14 protein-coding genes are annotated in these 15321 nt (G+C 69.5%); 4 read left to right on the top strand and 10 right to left on the bottom strand.

The features are described 5' to 3' along the window. Nucleotides 1-109 precede the first annotated feature (109 nt). Complete coding sequence (locus OSC27_RS08300) at nucleotides 110-1117, bottom strand: LacI family DNA-binding transcriptional regulator (RefSeq protein ID WP_267180966.1); 1008 nt, start codon at nucleotides 1115-1117, stop codon at nucleotides 110-112. 360 nt (nucleotides 1118-1477) lie between these two features. On the opposite strand from OSC27_RS08300, the gene OSC27_RS08295 reads away from it, so the two are divergent. After that, nucleotides 1478-2323: a UbiA family prenyltransferase gene (locus tag OSC27_RS08295; protein WP_267180965.1), complete on the top strand. Its 846-nt coding sequence runs from the start codon at nucleotides 1478-1480 to the stop codon at nucleotides 2321-2323. 47 nt (nucleotides 2324-2370) lie between these two features. Here the strand turns inward: OSC27_RS08295 and OSC27_RS08290 are convergent, their stop codons facing one another. Next, nucleotides 2371-3258, bottom strand: a complete 888-nt coding sequence (locus tag OSC27_RS08290) for an SDR family NAD(P)-dependent oxidoreductase (protein WP_267180964.1) — start codon at nucleotides 3256-3258, stop codon at nucleotides 2371-2373. A 251-nt stretch (nucleotides 3259-3509) separates the two neighbouring features. On the opposite strand from OSC27_RS08290, the gene OSC27_RS08285 reads away from it, so the two are divergent. Beyond that, entirely contained in the window at nucleotides 3510-4760 is a 1251-nt protein-coding gene (locus OSC27_RS08285; protein WP_267180963.1) for an MFS transporter, read from the top strand. A 299-nt stretch (nucleotides 4761-5059) separates the two neighbouring features. Here OSC27_RS08285 and OSC27_RS08280 read toward each other — a convergent pair whose 3' ends face one another. The 5 genes from OSC27_RS08280 to OSC27_RS08260 all read right to left on the bottom strand — a co-directional run bounded on the left by OSC27_RS08280 (nucleotide 5060) and on the right by OSC27_RS08260 (nucleotide 10372). Then, nucleotides 5060-6037: a fumarylacetoacetate hydrolase family protein gene (locus OSC27_RS08280; RefSeq protein ID WP_267180962.1), complete on the bottom strand. Its 978-nt coding sequence runs from the start codon at nucleotides 6035-6037 to the stop codon at nucleotides 5060-5062. After that, nucleotides 6034-7095, bottom strand: a complete 1062-nt coding sequence (locus OSC27_RS08275; protein WP_267181170.1) for an amidohydrolase family protein — start codon at nucleotides 7093-7095, stop codon at nucleotides 6034-6036. Before OSC27_RS08275 ends, OSC27_RS08280 begins: the two co-directional genes overlap by 4 nt. 74 nt (nucleotides 7096-7169) lie before the next feature. Next, nucleotides 7170-8306 (bottom strand): FAD-dependent monooxygenase, encoded by a 1137-nt coding sequence (locus OSC27_RS08270; RefSeq protein WP_267180961.1) that lies wholly within the window; start codon nucleotides 8304-8306, stop codon nucleotides 7170-7172. Between the two features lie 49 nt (nucleotides 8307-8355). After that, nucleotides 8356-9348, bottom strand: a complete 993-nt coding sequence (locus tag OSC27_RS08265) for a cyclase family protein (RefSeq protein ID WP_267180960.1) — start codon at nucleotides 9346-9348, stop codon at nucleotides 8356-8358. A gap of 28 nt (nucleotides 9349-9376) precedes the next feature. Continuing rightward, nucleotides 9377-10372 (bottom strand): fumarylacetoacetate hydrolase family protein, encoded by a 996-nt coding sequence (locus tag OSC27_RS08260; RefSeq protein ID WP_267180959.1) that lies wholly within the window; start codon nucleotides 10370-10372, stop codon nucleotides 9377-9379. Between the two features lie 137 nt (nucleotides 10373-10509). Here OSC27_RS08260 and OSC27_RS08255 point away from each other — a divergent pair, with 137 nt between their 5' ends. Continuing rightward, nucleotides 10510-11430 (top strand): LysR family transcriptional regulator, encoded by a 921-nt coding sequence (locus OSC27_RS08255; protein WP_267180958.1) that lies wholly within the window; start codon nucleotides 10510-10512, stop codon nucleotides 11428-11430. Between the two features lie 97 nt (nucleotides 11431-11527). Then, nucleotides 11528-12547 (top strand): VOC family protein, encoded by a 1020-nt coding sequence (locus OSC27_RS08250; protein ID WP_267180957.1) that lies wholly within the window; start codon nucleotides 11528-11530, stop codon nucleotides 12545-12547. Nucleotides 12548-12630: 83 nt separating this feature from the next. Here OSC27_RS08250 and OSC27_RS08245 read toward each other — a convergent pair whose 3' ends face one another. The 3 genes from OSC27_RS08245 to OSC27_RS08235 are packed head-to-tail and all read right to left on the bottom strand — an operon-like array spanning nucleotide 12631 to nucleotide 15321. Continuing rightward, on the bottom strand, nucleotides 12631-13851 hold the full coding sequence (locus OSC27_RS08245) for an acetyl-CoA C-acetyltransferase (RefSeq protein WP_267180956.1): 1221 nt from the start codon (nucleotides 13849-13851) through the stop codon (nucleotides 12631-12633). After that, nucleotides 13848-14525 (bottom strand): 3-oxoacid CoA-transferase subunit B, encoded by a 678-nt coding sequence (locus OSC27_RS08240; RefSeq protein WP_267180955.1) that lies wholly within the window; start codon nucleotides 14523-14525, stop codon nucleotides 13848-13850. Before OSC27_RS08240 ends, OSC27_RS08245 begins: the two co-directional genes overlap by 4 nt. Before the next feature lies 1 nt (nucleotide 14526). Then, nucleotides 14527-15321, bottom strand: a complete 795-nt coding sequence (locus tag OSC27_RS08235; RefSeq protein ID WP_267180954.1) for a CoA transferase subunit A — start codon at nucleotides 15319-15321, stop codon at nucleotides 14527-14529.

Below are 15321 nucleotides of genomic sequence, written 5' to 3'. Positions count from 1 at the left end.
ACCCTCAGGAAGGCGGCACCGGTGTCGTTGTCGAAAACGTAGCCAACTCGACAGAATGATGCAAGAACTAAACTTTTCGCAATCGGCTTGCGCAGAATTGCGACGACTTTCACTCCCTGGCCGGCCCCGTGGAGGCGCGCACCACCAGCTCGGGCTCGAAGAAGAGCTCGTCGGTGATCGCCGAATCGCTGGAGATCTGGCGCAGAAGCAACTCAATGACCATGCGGCCCATGGGCTCGATGGGCTGTCGCACGGTCGTGAGCGGTGGCTCGATGCAGTTCATGAGGGCCGAGTCGTCGTACCCCACGATCGACACGTCGCCCGGCACGCTCATGCCCTCGCGCCGCACGGCCCGGATCGCGCCGAGCGCCATGGGGTCACTTGCGCACACGATGGCCGTGACGCCCTCTTTGAGCAGGCGGGCGGCCGCGGACTGCCCGGCCTCGAGCGAGTAGAGCGAATGCACGATGCGGCGGTCATCGAGCGGCTCGCCCCAGCGCTCGCTGATCGCCCGTGCCGCAGCGAGCTTTCGGCGCGACGGCACATGGTCGCGGGGGCCGAGCAGAAGGCCGATCCGGGTGTGTCCCAGCTGCCGCAGATGGTTCATCGCCTGCTCGGTGGCGGCGGCGTCGTCGCAGGAGACCGTGGCGAACGTGAGCGAGGCGACGGGGGCATTGACGAGCACGGTGGGGAGGTTGACGTCGGTCAGGCGCGCGTAGTGGTCGTGCGCCGCATCCGCCTGGGCGTAGAGGCCGCCGACGAAGACGACGCCGGAGACCTGCTGTTGCAGCAGGAGGTCGACGTAGTCGGATTCCGAGATGCCGCCGGCCGTCTGCGTGCAGAGCACGGGCGTGTAGCCGTTCTGAGCGAGCGTGCCGCCGATGACCTCGGCGAACGCCGGGAAGATCGGGTTGTGCAGCTCGGGCAGAACGAGGCCGACGAGCCGGGCGCGTTCGCCGCGCAGCTTGGTGGGGCGCTCGTAACCGAGCACGTCCAGGGCCGTGAGAACCGCCTGCCTCGTCGCATCCGAGACGCCGGGCTTCTCGTTGAGTACGCGGCTCACGGTCGCCTCGCTCACACCCACCTTGCGGGCAACTTCGGCCAGTCGTCGTGACATGCCGCCCATTCTACGTAAAGAACGCGCAAGCGCGTGCAATTTATTTACAGGCGTCGAGGTGCGGCTCGCCGCGACGGTCGCTTTAGGCCGTCGGCCTCGTCGCTTCGAAACCTCGGCGGCGCTCTATCAGGAGAAATCGGGCGACGCGCCGTGACGGAGGCATGGGGTAACCGCGTGTCGGTCGATTCCTCCTGCAGAAGCGCACGTGTTGCAGAAGCGTGCGGCGCGAGTCGGAGGTTGAGGGTCGCGTACCGCGGTTGAGGGTCGCGTACCGCGGTTGAGGATCGCGTACCGCGGTTGAGGGCCGCGTAACGCGAGCCTCTGCCATGAGCCTCTGCCGCGAGCCTCTACCATGAGCGGATGGGCCTGAACCTCGCCGCGCTGCTCCGCGCGAGCCACCCCGGGCCCACCGTGGTCGTCACCGCCGTCGCCGCCGTGCTCGGGATCGGGCTCGGCTACGGGCCGGGCCGGCTGGTGATCCTCGCCGCCGTCGTGCTGGCGGGCCAGCTCTCGATCGGCTGGTCGAACGACTGGCTCGACGCGGCGCGTGACGCGGCGGTGCATCGCGCAGACAAGCCCGCTGCCACCGGCGCGATCGCGGTGAGCACGATCCGCGCCGCCGCATGGGTTGCGGCAGCGGCATCCGCTCTGCTGGCTCTGCTTCTCGGGCCGGCCGCGGCGGCGGTCAATCTGGTGTGCTTCGGCATGGGCTGGGTGTACAACCTGGGCGTCAAGAACACACTCGCCTCGATCGCGCCGTACCTGGTCTGCTTCGGCCTGTTGCCGGCGGTCGCGACGCTCGGGCTGCCTGCCGCCCGGCTGCCGACGTGGTGGGTCGTCGCGGCGGGGGCGCTGCTCGGCGCGGCAGCGCACCTGACGAACGTGCTGCCCGACCTCGACGACGACCGGTTGACGGGCGTGCGCGGGCTGCCGCACGCACTCGGGGCACGCGTGTCGGGGCTGGCGGCGTTCGTCGCGCTTGCCGGAGTCGCCGCGCTCATCACGGCGGGCACGAGCGCACAGCCCGATGACGGGTTCACCTGGGTACGTTGGGCGGGCCTCGCCGCTATCGCGGTGCTGACCGTGCTCGGGGTCGTTCTCACGTTCACGTCTCGGCCGACGCGTCTGCTCATGCGACTCATCATGACCTCGGCCCTCGTCGCCGTGGTCATGCTCGCGACGGCGGGCCACTCGATGCTCGCGTGAGCCGCATCCTCAGCGACGAGTGGCGTCTTCAGCGGTGAGCCGCGTCTTCAGCTGCGAGCCGTGTCTTCAGCCGTGGCCCGCCGGATCGCGTCCGACATGTACTTGACGCCCATCGACGACGTGAACCCGCCGTCCACCGGAATCTCGGCGCCCGTCACATACGAGGCCGCATCCGACAGCAGGAACGCCACGACGGCGGCGACCTCGTGCGCCTCGCCCGTGCGCTCCAGCGGGGTCAGCGCCCGCTGCGCCTGCGCCATCACGGCGGGCGCGCCGGCCATCATGGGCGTCTCGATGTAACCAGGGTGCACGAGGTTCACACGGATGCCGCGCCCGCCGAACTCCGTCGCGGCAGCTGAGCTCAGCCCGCGCAGCCCCCATTTGCTCGCGGTGTACGCCGCCGTGTGGTGTGGAGTCAGCGCTGCCGCGCTTCCGATGTTCACGATCGATGAGCCCTGGTGCATGAGCGGAACGAGCGCCTGCATGCCGAGCATGGGGCCGGTGAGATTGATGCCGATCACGCGATCCCAGTCCGCGCGTTCGATCTCGCCGAGCCGGGCGCGAAACGCGACGCCCGCGTTGTTGACGAGCCCGTGCACTCCCTGGGCCCGTGCGGCGAGCCGGTCGGCAAGGTCAGCCCAGTCGGCCGACGAGGTCACGTCGAGACGGCGATAGATCAGTTCGCCGGGAAGACCGGCGACCGCCTCGAGCAGGGCCGGCGGCGCCGCCGGCGCGAGATCGGCGGCGACGACAGACGCGCCGCTCGCCGCGAGCACAGCGCTCTCGGCGAGGCCCTGGCCGCGTCCGGCGCCCGTCACCACGATCGTCTTGCCGGCGAGCCCGGGCAGGGCGAGGGGCGGGCGGGCCGCGCCACGCGCATCCGCTGGCCTGTCGTGGGACGATCGGGTTGCGTCATTCGTGACGGCGTCGTTCATGGCAGCACCTGGCCCGTTCGTTGTCGGCGGTCGTGACGCACGAGCACCGACAGCCTGCGCCCGGCATCCGTCACGCGTCCTGCGTATTCCGCTGAGACGCGATCATCATTCACCGTGATATCGGTTATAAGCAACCCCGGCTTCCCTTATAGGCCGCGTGCCGCGAGAGTTGCAGCAATCGCGGCGTCGAGGCCGCTTGGCGACCTCGCAACGAACAGGACGCCGCGCCGTGATTTCAGGGAAGGTGTTCAATGACGAACGACACTCTCGGCGCACCGCAGGTGCTGAACGAGGCGACGATCAACCCGAAGACGGGCAGGCCCGCGGGAAAGCTTCAGGGCATTCTGCTCCTCATCGGCAGCTGTCTGCCCGTTCTCGGGGCGGTGCTGCTCGCGCCGATCCTGCCGATACTCAGCAAGCAGTTCGCCTCCGCCCCCGGCGCGGACGCCCTCGTTCCGCTGATCCTCACGATCCCGGCGCTCATGATCGCGATCCTCGCGCCGTTCGCCGGGGCCATCGTCGACCGCGTCGGCCGCAAGCGGGTGCTCATCTGGGCCCTCCTCGCGTACGCCGTTCTCGGCACAATGCCGCTGTGGCTCGAGACGCTCGGCATGATCGTGCTCAGCCGCGTGGGAGTCGGCATCACCGAGGCCTTCATCATGACGTGCTGCACGACGCTCATCGCCGACTACTTCTCGGGTAACCGCCGCAATCGGTACCTGGGCCTGCAGGCCATGGTGACGGCCCTGGCCGCCACCGTGTTCTTCGCGGTCGGTGGGGCCATGGGCTCGGCCGGCTGGCGCACGCCCTTCTGGCTCTACGCCGCCAGCCTGATCGTGGCCGTCGCCATGGTTTTCGCGATCTGGCCGGTTCAGCAGTCGGATGACGGCGGCGAGAAGGCCGCCGAGAAGCTCGAGCCGATCCGGTGGAGTTCGCTCTTCCTGCCCTCCGGCGTGACGATCTTCGGTGGCCTGGTGTTCTACACGCTCATCGTCGAGCTGCCGTACGTTCTCGACGGCCTCGGGGTGACCTCGACGGCCACCATCGGTGTCGCCACGGCGCTGGCGTCACTCGCGACGGCCATCGGGGCGTTCCTGTTCCGCTGGCTCGCGCGCCACGGCGTCCGCGTTCTGCTGCCACTGGCATTCGTGCTTGCCGGTATCGGGATGCTCGTGGTCGCCTTCACCGGGTCTGTCGCGGGCGCGATCGTGGGCGCCGTGATCGCGGGGTTCGGGACCGGCATCCTGCTGCCCACCATGCTCACCTGGGCGATCACCCGGCTGAGCTATGAGCAGCGCGGCCGAGGTACCGGGCTGTGGACCGCCGCACTGTTCTTCGGCGAGTTCATCACCCCGCTCATCGTGCTCGCTTTGACCTCCGCCACGGGAACGCTGCCGCTCGCGATCGCCGTAATCGGGGTGCTCAGCCTCGTGGCCACGGTTGTCATGTGGATCGTGCTCACCCGCAACCCGCAGCCCGCGCTGGCTGCCCCGGCCGCCTGAGCGGCGGCATCCGCGCCGCTCAGGGAGTGCCGCGCGCGCCCTACAGCGACGTGGCTTGGGAGCACCGCGCCCCGCAGCGAAGCTGCCCCTAGCTCCACGGCGGCCCGCCGAACGAAAACGACGGACATTCTCAGTCTCGTTCCCCGAATATGCCATTTTCGGCATGGAAGAGACAGAATGTCCGTCGTTTTCGTTCGCGTCGGCGCGGTGAGCGGGGTCGCGGGCGAGTCAACGGGCGGGTCAGCAGGTGCAGGCGCCGGTGGGCGAGTCAGCCGGCGGCCAGTCAGCCGACGGGCGGGTCAGCGGGCGCGGGCGCGAGTGCGCACTCGGGCGCGCGGCACGGGCGGCAGCGTGACGCCCTCGACGAGCCGGTTCTCGATCGCGCCGATGCCCTCGACCTCCATACGAACGACGTCGCCAGCCCGCAGTGGGCTGGGAGTCTGGGCGCCGTTTCTGCCCCACGCCTCGGCAAGGCAACCGCCCCCGGCGGTGCCGCATCCGAGCACATCGCCCGGCAGCACGCGCGAGTTGCGCGCCGCATACGCCACCAGCTCCGCGAACGGCCAGCCCATGTTCGACAGCAGGTCGCGCCCGAACTCCTCGCCGTTGATCGACACTGTCATGACGAGCGGCAGAAAGCCCTCGTCGTCGTGCAGGGCCTCGAACTCGTCGGCCGTGACGATCCACGGGCCGAGCGTGCTGGCAAAATCCTTGCCTTTGCACGGGCCGAGATTCACCTTCATCTCGCGCCGCTGCAGGTCACGCGCCGACCAGTCGTTCAGAATCGTGTAACCGAAGATGTGCTGCCGCGCCTCCGCCGGCGACAGATTCGCCCCGTCACTGCCCGAGACCCGGCCGATGACCGCCGCCACCTCGAGCTCGAAATCCATCGCCTGGCTGCCGCCCGGAATCGCGATCTCCTCCCCCGTCGCCCGCAACGTGTGCGGGTTCGTGAAGTAGAACGTGGGCGCCTCGTACCACTCGGCCGCGACGCCTCCCGCCTCGCCCGAGACGCTGCGCACCACGCCCTCGACGTGCTCCTCGAAGGCCACGAAGTCGCGCATGGCGGGCGGCGTCAGCGGAGGCAGAAGCCGAACCGCGTCGAGTGGCACGCCGTCGCCGGCGTCGATCGTCTCGCGGCCGCGCTGCAGAGCGGATGCCAGCCCCGCGTTCGCGAGGTCGAGCACCGTCACGCCCGCCTCAAGCGGGTATGCGCGATCCCCCTCGACGAAGCCCGACTGCCGCACGTCGCCGTGCAGCCAGGTTGCGATCTTCATGCGTTCCTCCGTTCGGATGCGGCGATACCGAGCCCGGCGCCGATGCCGAGCGCCGCCGCGGTACCGCTCGCGATGGCCGCGGTCTGCGCCTCGCCCAGCTCCGCGGCCCGCAGCCGCTCAAGCGGGTCGTCCACGCCCATGTCGAACGGGTAGTCGCTGCCGAGCAGCACCCGATCGGCGCCCGCGGCCGCCGCGAGCGCCCGCAGCGCGTGTGGCGTGTGCACGAGCGAGTCGAAGTACAGCCTGCGCAGGTAGCTCGACGGCGCCTCGGCGCACTCGCGCGCCTCGGGTCGCACCCGCCATGCGTGGTCGCTTCGGCCGAGGAAGGTGGGCAGGTATCCCCCGCCGTGCGCCGCGACCAGCGTGAGCGCCGGGTGCCGGTCGAGCACGCCCGAGAAGATCAGGTGCGAGAGCGCCACCGCGTTCTCGACGGGCTGGCCGACCGTGTTCGAGAGGTAGTAGCGGTCGAGCCGCTCGTCGAGCGAGCAGCCGAACGGGTGCAGGAACAGCACCGCTCCGAGTTGGGACGCGCGCGCCCAGAACGGTTCGAGCCGCTCGCCAGACAGCTCGACTCCCGGCGCGAACGACGAGATCTCCACGCCCCGCAGGCCGCACGTCACGACCGCGTCCTCCAGCAGCTCGACCATGAGCTGCGGATGCTGCAGCGGCACCAGTCCGAGACCGCCCAGCCGATCCGGGGCCCGGCTCACAAGCGACGCCACGGCGCGGTTCGCCGCGCGGGCCACCTCGGCCGCCAGCCGCGAGCCGAGGAACGGATAGTAGTGCGACGGTGACGGCGAGACGAGCTGCACGTCGATGCCCGCGGCATCCATGTCGGCCAGTCGCCGCTCGAGAACGGTCAGCTGCGGTATGCGCGCACCGACCATCGCCCCCGAGACCTCGAGCGAGGCGGCGCCGTTGCGCCGGGCCTCGAGCCGCTGGTGAGCCTCGAAACCTTCGGGATCGCCCGTCGCGACCAGCCGCTGCAGCTCCGGAAAGATCGCGTGCGCGTGCACATCGACGACCGGCGCTGCACTGCTCACGCCCGCACCCGTCATGCCCGCGCCGCCCGCGCCCACGCCCGCACCCGTCATGCCCGCGCCGCCCGCGCTCACGCCCGCGCCGGCCGCGCTCATGCCGGCTCCGTGACGAGCGCGCCGATGCGCCCCATCAACCCCGGCACGTCGGCGCTCTGATCGTGGTCGATCATCCACTGCCCGAGCTGCACGGATGCCTGAACAACTTCCCGTGCGCGCCCCAGGCGCCGCCCGGTGAACTGCTGCCACAGGCCGTCGTCGAGCTCGTCGGCGTTGAGCATAAGCTCGGCGAGCACCGCGGCATCCTCGAGCGACTGCGCCGCTCCCTGGGCAAGGGTCGGCGGGCACGAGTGCGCGGCGTCGCCGATGATGACCACCCGCCCCCGGTTCCACGGGCCGTCGACCACATGCGCTTCGAAGAACGTGTAGTTGACGCCTCGGTCGTCGGTGATGTAAGGCCGAATGTCGTCCCAGGGACCGTGATACGCCTCGCTGAGAGCGCGCATGCGAGCCACCCGCTCCGGCCCGCTCAACTCGAAGTTGGCAGGGTCGGCCGGCTCGACCAGGTACGCGTAGAGCGAATCCTCGCCGGTGGGGCAGTAGCCGGCGATATAGCAGGGGCCGCCATAGGTGAGGTCGGTGCGCGTGACGCTCGCCGGCCGTGGCGTGAACACGCGCCAGATCGCCATGCCGGTCGGCTGCGGCTTCACATCGATGCCGATGGCCTCGCGAACGCGCGAGTGCAGGCCGTCCGCGCCGATCACGAGGTCGTAGCGCGCCGTGCTGCCGTCGTCGAAGGTGGCCTGCACCGTCTCGCCCTGCTGCTCGAGCCCGTCGAGTCGAACGCCGAAACGCACGCGCGCGCCCACCTCCGCGGCGCGCTCGACAAGGATCCGCGCGAGTTCTGGCCGCGGCATTCCGACGGTGGCCGGCAGGTCCGGGCCACCCGTGCGGGCATCCGGCATCTCGACGATGAGCGACCCCGCGGCATCCGGTGCCCGCAGCCCCAGCGTTGTGAAGCTGTAGCCGTGCCGCTCGATCTCGGGCCAGACGCCCAGCTGGCGGAACACTCGCAGCGCGTTGCCCTGCAGGGTGATGCCGGAGCCGAGCGCCGTCACCTCGCTCTTCTGCTCGATGAGGTCGACGTCGACACCGCCTTCCGCCAGGAGGATGGCCGCGGCGGTTCCGGCGACTCCGGCGCCGACGATGAGGACTGAGCTGACTGCGGGCATCTGCACTCTCCTTCGAGTGGCGTGACACGACGGTGTCACAGGTTTGGACCTATTTGACGGCGATGGGGTTGACCGGGGCGCCGACCGCGTTCGTGAACGGGATCGGCGCGGCCGTGAGGAAGACGTCGTAGCGGCCGTCCGCAACGCAGTCGGCGGCGAGAGCGTCGAGATCCCACAGCTCACCGATGAAGAGACCCATGTTGGGAATCGCGATCTGGTGCAGCGGCTGGAACGCCACATCGAACTCGTTGGGGCGCACCTCGAACCCCCACGTGTCGGTGGCGACGGCGGCCACCTCGTGCTCGTGCAGCCAGCCCGCCGTCGTGAACGAGAGGCCAGCGGATGGGCCGCCCGCGTAGTCCTTCCAGCCTTCGCGCCTCGCCCGTGCGAGCCGCCCGGTGCGCACGAGCATGATGTCGCCGGTTCCCACACGCGCACTCTCGCCCTGTGAGCGGATGGTCTCATCGAGATGCTCCGGGGTGATCGCGAAACCGTCGGGCAGCTCGCCACCCTCACCGAAACGGGCACCGACGTCGAGCAGCACTCCCCTGCTGACGAACCGGTCGCGCGTCGTCTCGATGCCCGTCACGAGGTCGCCCTCACCGGTGACGACCTCACCGGCGTCGCGGCCGTTCCACGCGCGGCCGCGATCGAAGATGTGGCCGAGGCCGTCCCATTGGGTCGACGCCTGCAGCGGCATGAACACGACGTCGTCGGCTCCCCCGAGACCGTGCGGGAAACCCTGGTTTCCGCGCGCGGCATCCGTGCCCGTGTCGAGCATGGTGTGCACGGGGTTGACGCGCCGCCGCCAACCGTTCTGGGGTCCGTTGCCGTCGAAGAGCTGTGAGAGCGAGAATGCGGCGCCGCGGCGCACGAGGGCGGCGGCCTCGACGCGTTTGGCGTCGGTGATGAAGTTCAGCGTTCCCCAGACGTCGTCGTCCCCCCAGCGGCCCCAATTTCGATACGCCGCAGCGGCGGACTGCACGGCGGAATCCGGGTCCGCCGGGTTGAGCGGCGCCAGGTGGGCGGGCTTCTCGCTCATAGTGGGAGAGTCATTCATGGTGGGAGAGTCATTCATGACGCGCCTCGGCCTTCACGAGCGTGCGCTGGCGGCCGAGCCCGGTGATCGTACTGACCATGATGTCGCCGTCGCGCAGCAGTCTGCCCCAGTGCGCACCGTTGCCCGCGGGGCTTCCCGTGAGAATGAGGTCGCCGGGCAGCAGCGTGGTGGTCTGCGATGCCGCCGAGACGATCTCGGCGACGGTGAACAGCATGTCTGCGCTCGACTCGTTCTGCATGACGTCGCCGTTGAGCGTGAGTGTGAGGGTCAGCGCCTGTGGGTCGCTCACCGACTCAGCCGGCACGAGCCAGGGGCCGAGCGGCAGGAAGCCCGGCGCGTTCTTCGCTCGGAACCAGTCGCTGCCGATCTCGGGCATGTCGCGCCGGAAGACGAGATCGCGCGTCGTGAGATCGTTGGCGATCGTGTAGGCCGCGACGTGCTCGAGCGCGGTTTCCGGCGAGATGCGGTATGCCGTGGCGCCGATCACGGCCGCGAGCTCGAGCTCCCAGTCGTGCCGCTCGGAATACGCCGGCAGTGTCACCTCGTCGAGCGGCCCGGTAATGGCCGAGGGCAGGCCGATGAAGATGTACGGAACACCCTCGGCCTTCCGCTTGTCCATCATGGCGGTCGCGTCGGCACGCACCTCGGCCTCGGTGCGACCCGCCGCGATGTCGGTGTGGGCGACCGCGAGATCGACGACGTGCTTTCGGTAGTTGGCGCCGGCCTGCAGGATCTGCCGGGGCGCGAGCGGCGCGAGGGCGTCGAGCGAATCGAGGGGCAGCCAGCTACCGCCATCCGACTGCGCCGCGAGCGTCGCCAGGGTGGGACAATGCGTCGCCCAGCTCTCGAGAAGCACTCGGGTCGCCTCGGGCGAGGCGGCATCGATGCCGCCCAGCTCGGCCGCGTCGCCGGTCAGGTTGCGCACGCGGTCACCGACAACGATTCCCGCGAACGGCCCGTCAGCTGATGAGAAGTACCCGAGTGCCCATTCGGAAGGGTCGGTCATGGTTCGTGGCTCCTTTACCGACGCGAATGACGGATGCGTGCGGCCGAGGCCGCACTGCTCACTCTGCCTGCGCCGCCCGTATTCTTCAAGCCAATGTTTCTGATAGTGGATATCGGCCTGAGTGATAGCGTGTGCGCATGCAACTGCGGAGCGTGGACCTCAACCTGCTGATCCCGTTGCGGGCGCTCCTCGAGGAACGCAGCGTCAGCCGGGCCGCCGAGCGCATGCACATGAGCCAGCCTGCGCTGTCGGCCGCGCTCGCGAGGCTGCGCCGGCACTTCGGGGACGACCTGCTGGAGCGGCGGGGCAACAGCTACGAACTCACGCCGCTCGCCGCGCAGCTGCTCGAGCGATCGCGTTCCGCCGCACAGAGCCTTGACCGCGTGTTCTCGGCACAGGCCGAATTCGAACCCTCGGCTTGCACACGCGAGTTCGCCGTCTTCAGCTCGGACTACGGCATGGCCGTTCTGGGCGGAGCACTGACCGACGTGCTGCGCGAAGCCGCTCCCCTCGCCCGCGTGCGCTTTCACAACATGTCGACGAACGCCGTCGTTAACGCGCCGGACTCGCTGCGCGACGACGACGGGCTGTTCATGCCGCACGGCTACCTCGACATCCCCCATCAGGACATGTTCATGGACGGCTGGGTGTGCATCGTCGCCCCGGGCAATCCCCGGGTCGGCGAGAGCCTGCAGCTCGAACATCTCGCCGAGCTGCCCTGGGCGATCACCTACAGCGGGCAGAGCGAGTACACGCCGGCGGTGAAGCAGATGCAGTTGCTCGGCATAGAGCCGCGCGTCGAAGTCGTGACGCCGAGCTTTCTCGCGCTGCCCTCTCTCATCGCCGACAGCGAGCGCATTGCGCTCGTGCAACGCTCGCTCGCTCAGCAGATGCTGCGGGCCGGCTCCGTGCGCGTTCTCGAGTGCCCGTTCGACGTGGTCCCGCTTCGCGAGAGCTTCTGGTGGAACGCCGTACACGAGCGCGACCCGGAACACGTCTGGTTCCGCTCTCTGCTCCCGCGGGCGGTCGAACGCGCCGGCCTGACACCCGCAATATAGATGCGCGCTATGTGCAGTATCAGGAAATAAGCGTTCCCTATATCGCCTCCGCGAGCGACAGTAGTCGTACAGACCCACTTCCCTCGGAGGATCGACGATGATCAAACTGCTCAACCAACTCAGCTCGGTGCGCCTGACGACGCCGGATGTCGACGCATCCGTTCGCTTCTATGTGGAGCAGGTCGGCATGACGGTCACCGACCGCGCCGACGGCGCCGTGTACCTGCGCAACTGGGGCGACTACTACCGCTACAGCCTCGTGATCGCCCCTGGCGACGAGCCCGCGCTCGAGGTCATGACGTGGCGCACCGAGAGCGACGCCGCGCTCGACGAGGCGGTGCGACGCATCGAGGCCACCGGCATCTCCGGCGAGTGGATTACCGGTGGGCTTGCACACGGCCGCGCATTTCGCTTCACGGGGCCGTACGGGCACACCATGGAGCTCGTGTGGGAGCTCGACCGGTACCACGGCGAGGGCGAGGAGGCCTCGACCTACCCCGACCGGCCCGCGCGGCGCAGCCGCGACGGCGTCGCCCCGCGCACCCTCGACCACGTGACGATCGCGGCAAGCGACGTGCGCGGCTTCGCCGCGTGGTACAGCGAGACCCTCGGATTCCGCATCATGGCGCACACCACGCTCGAGCACGGCGGCATCAGCGTGTTCACGGTGCTCACCACGAACGAGAAGTCGCACGACCTGGGTGTCGTTCTCGACGGCTCGAGCCGCGCGGGCAGGGCCAACCATTTCGCGTACTGGGTGGACACCCGGGAAGACCTGTTGCGGGCGGCCGACATCCTGATGGAGAACGGGACGCCGATGGAATACGGCCCATCGATCCACGGCATCGGCGAGCAGAACTTCCTCTACTTCCGTGACCCCTCCACGTTCCGTGTCGAGGTGAACACGGGCGGCTACCGCAACTACGTACCCGACTGGGAGCCATACGAGTGGCACCCCGCCCAGGGCTCGAACAACTTCTATCGCAACGGTCAGATGCCGATGTCGATGACGGAGTCGTTCCCGCCCGCCGACGGCCCCAGTGCGACCGAGGAGGGCGTGCTGCCCGGCACGGAGGACCAGCTGGTCAACCCGTTCGCCCGCCACGGCCAGGGCTGAACCGACGCACGAACGCTGCCCGGGTCGCGATGCGCGGCCCGGGCAGCGGCGTTCAGTACGGTGCGCCGGCGCTATTCAGGCGCTCACACGCGCTCGAAGACCGCCGCCAGCCCCTGGCCACCACCGATACACATGGTCTCGAGAAGGTAGCGGCCACCGTCACGCTGAAGCTGACGTGCGCCGGTCGCCAGAATGCGCGCCCCGGTCGCGCCGACGGGATGACCAAGCGAGATGCCCGATCCGTTGACGTTCGTGCGCTCCCAGTCCTTCTCGGTGAACCCCCACTCGCGTGTGACGGCGATCGCCTGCGCGGCGAACGCCTCGTTCAGCTCGATGAGATCCATGTCGGCGAGCGTGAGGCCGGCACGCGCGAGCGCCTTCGCGGTCGCGGGCACCGGTCCGATGCCCATTCGGGCGGGGTCGACGCCGGCACGAGCCCACGAGAGAAGGCGCACGATGGGCGTGAGCCCGAGTTCGGCCGCTCGCTCGCTCGATGTCACGAGGCACGCGGCGGCGGCGTCGTTCTGTCCCGATGCGTTGCCTGCCGTCACAGTCGCCTCGGGGTCCTTCGCCAGAAGCACCGGACGCAGTTTCGCGAGCGCCTCGGCCGACGTGTCCGCCCGCGGCGTCTCGTCCTCCGTCACGACGAGGTCGCCCTTGCGAGACGGCACCGTCACCGGCACGATCTCGTCGGCGAACCGCCCGTCGGCCGCCGCCCGCACGGCGCGCTGCTGAGAGCGCAGCGCGAGCTCATCCTGTTCCTCGCGGCCGATCCCGTACTCACGGCGCAGGTTCTCGGCCGTCTCCAGCATGCCGTCCGGCACCGGGTGGTAGCGGCCGCCCGCCGTCTCCCTGGCCCGGCCAAGCGCGTCGCGCAGCTGCAGCCCGTTCGTGCCGCGAATTCCCCAGCGCGCCTCCACCGTGTACAGCGGTGCCTGGCTCATCGAGTCCGCGCCGCCGGCGATCGCCACGTCGCTCGCTCCCACCTGCACCTGCATGGCCGCGTCGAGCACCGCCTGCAGCCCCGAGCCGCACCGCCGGTCGAGCTGCACACCGCCCACGGTCACGGGCAGCCCGGCATCGAGCGCCGCCACGCGCGCGATGGGCGCCGCCTCCGCGCTCGGGTAGCCCTGCCCGAAGATCACGTCGTCGACGAGGCCGCCGTCGATCCCGGTGCGTTCGACGAGGGCACGGATGACGGTCGACGCGAGGTCGACCGCCGGCACCGCTGTGAACACGCCGCCGAAACGGCCGATGGGCGTGCGCAGCGGTTCACAGATGACGACATCGCGCAGCTCGGTCATTGCGCCGCGCCATCCAGCATCGTGTGGATCGTCGGCACGTCGCCTGTGACGATCAGCGTGGGCTCGGTCTTCGCCTGAACGTCCTCGACGCTCACTCCGGGCGCCACCTCGCGCAGCACGAGGCCCTCGCTCGTCACGTCGATGACGGCGAGGTCGGTGATGATGCGCGTGACGACACCCTTGCCGGTGAGCGGCAGCGAGCATCCGTTCACGATCTTGTACTCACCGCTCTTGGTGACGTGTTCCATGAGAACGATGACGTCGGCGGCGCCGTGCACGAGGTCCATGGCCCCGCCCATGCCCTTGATGAGTTTGCCGGGCACCGCCCAGTTGGCGATGTCGCCCGTGGCCGAGACCTGCATGCCGCCGAGAACGGCGACGTCGATCATGCCGCCGCGGATCATGCCGAAGCTCGTCGCCGAGTCGAAGAACGCGGCACCGGGGCCGACCGTGATGGTCTCCTTGCCCGCGTTGATGAGCTTCGGGTCCGCCTCGCCCTGCCACGGGTATGGCCCGACGCCGAGCACCCCGTTCTCCGAGTGCAGCACCACGTGCACGCCGGGCTCGATGTAGTTGGGGATGAGCGTCGGCAGACCGATGCCGAGGTTCACGTACTCGCCGTCCCTCAGCTCGGCCGCCGCTCTCGCGGCCATCTCGTTGCGTGTCAGCGCCATGTCATGCCTCCTCGCGGGCCTGTGCGGGCCGCGGTCGCTCGGTGACCTTCTCGATCGGTAGGTCTCTCTTCTGCTCGTTGGTCAGCTGGATCACTCGGTGAACGTAGATGCCGGGCAGGTGCACGTCGTCCGGGTCGATCTCGCCGGGCTCCACCAGCTCATCGACCTCGGCGATCGTGATGCGGCCGGCCATCGCCGCCACCGGGTTGAAGTTGCGTGTGGCCTTCTCGAACACGAGGTTGCCGTACCGGTCGCCGCGCGCCGCGCGCACGAGGGCGAAGTCGGTCACGATGGCCTCCTCGAGCACGTACTCGCGCTCATGGCCAAGCGAGCCGAAGACGCGGGTCTCCTTTGGCGGCGATTTCACGGCCACCTCGCCATCAGGGCCGTAGCGCCACGGCAGCCCGCCCTCGGCGACCGCCGTGCCCACCCCGCTTGCGGTGAAGAAGGCGGGGATGCCCGCGCCTCCGGCGCGGAGCCGTTCTGCCAGGCTTCCCTGCGGCGTCAGCTCAACCTCGAGCTCGCCGCCGAGGTAGCGCCTGGCGAAGTCCTTGTTCTCGCCGATGTACGAGGCGATCACGCGGCTGATGCGGCCCTCGGAGAGCAGCTCACCGAGACCCCAGCCATCCACGCCGCAGTTGTTCGATACCACACGCAGATCGCTCGTGCCCTGCGCGAGCAGCGCGCGGATCAGCACGATGGGCACGCCCACGAGCCCGAATCCCCCTACCGCGAGCGACGAGCCGTCGGCGATATCCGCCACCGCCTCCGCGGCCGATCGATACGTCTTGTCCAT

Source organism: Microbacterium sp. STN6, assembly GCF_026410545.1.
GTDB lineage: Bacteria > Actinomycetota > Actinomycetes > Actinomycetales > Microbacteriaceae > Root112D2.
Note: the sequence above shows the minus strand (reverse complement) of the source record. Positions and strands in the feature narration are given on the sequence as shown.

Coding starts and splice junctions, on each gene's coding strand:
- OSC27_RS08280 (WP_267180962.1), bottom strand. CDS start 6,037: ATGAAGATCGCAACCTGGCTGCACGGCGACGTGCGGCAGTCGGGCTTC.
- OSC27_RS08290 (WP_267180964.1), bottom strand. CDS start 3,258: ATGAACGACGCCGTCACGAATGACGCAACCCGATCGTCCCACGACAGG.
- OSC27_RS08295 (WP_267180965.1), top strand. CDS start 1,478: ATGGGCCTGAACCTCGCCGCGCTGCTCCGCGCGAGCCACCCCGGGCCC.
- OSC27_RS08285 (WP_267180963.1), top strand. CDS start 3,510: ATGACGAACGACACTCTCGGCGCACCGCAGGTGCTGAACGAGGCGACG.
- OSC27_RS08275 (WP_267181170.1), bottom strand. CDS start 7,095: ATGACGGGTGCGGGCGTGAGCAGTGCAGCGCCGGTCGTCGATGTGCAC.
- OSC27_RS08260 (WP_267180959.1), bottom strand. CDS start 10,372: ATGACCGACCCTTCCGAATGGGCACTCGGGTACTTCTCATCAGCTGAC.
- OSC27_RS08300 (WP_267180966.1), bottom strand. CDS start 1,117: ATGTCACGACGACTGGCCGAAGTTGCCCGCAAGGTGGGTGTGAGCGAG.
- OSC27_RS08255 (WP_267180958.1), top strand. CDS start 10,510: ATGCAACTGCGGAGCGTGGACCTCAACCTGCTGATCCCGTTGCGGGCG.
- OSC27_RS08240 (WP_267180955.1), bottom strand. CDS start 14,525: ATGGCGCTGACACGCAACGAGATGGCCGCGAGAGCGGCGGCCGAGCTG.
- OSC27_RS08270 (WP_267180961.1), bottom strand. CDS start 8,306: ATGCCCGCAGTCAGCTCAGTCCTCATCGTCGGCGCCGGAGTCGCCGGA.
- OSC27_RS08235 (WP_267180954.1), bottom strand. CDS start 15,321: ATGGACAAGACGTATCGATCGGCCGCGGAGGCGGTGGCGGATATCGCC.
- OSC27_RS08250 (WP_267180957.1), top strand. CDS start 11,528: ATGATCAAACTGCTCAACCAACTCAGCTCGGTGCGCCTGACGACGCCG.
- OSC27_RS08265 (WP_267180960.1), bottom strand. CDS start 9,348: ATGAGCGAGAAGCCCGCCCACCTGGCGCCGCTCAACCCGGCGGACCCG.
- OSC27_RS08245 (WP_267180956.1), bottom strand. CDS start 13,851: ATGACCGAGCTGCGCGATGTCGTCATCTGTGAACCGCTGCGCACGCCC.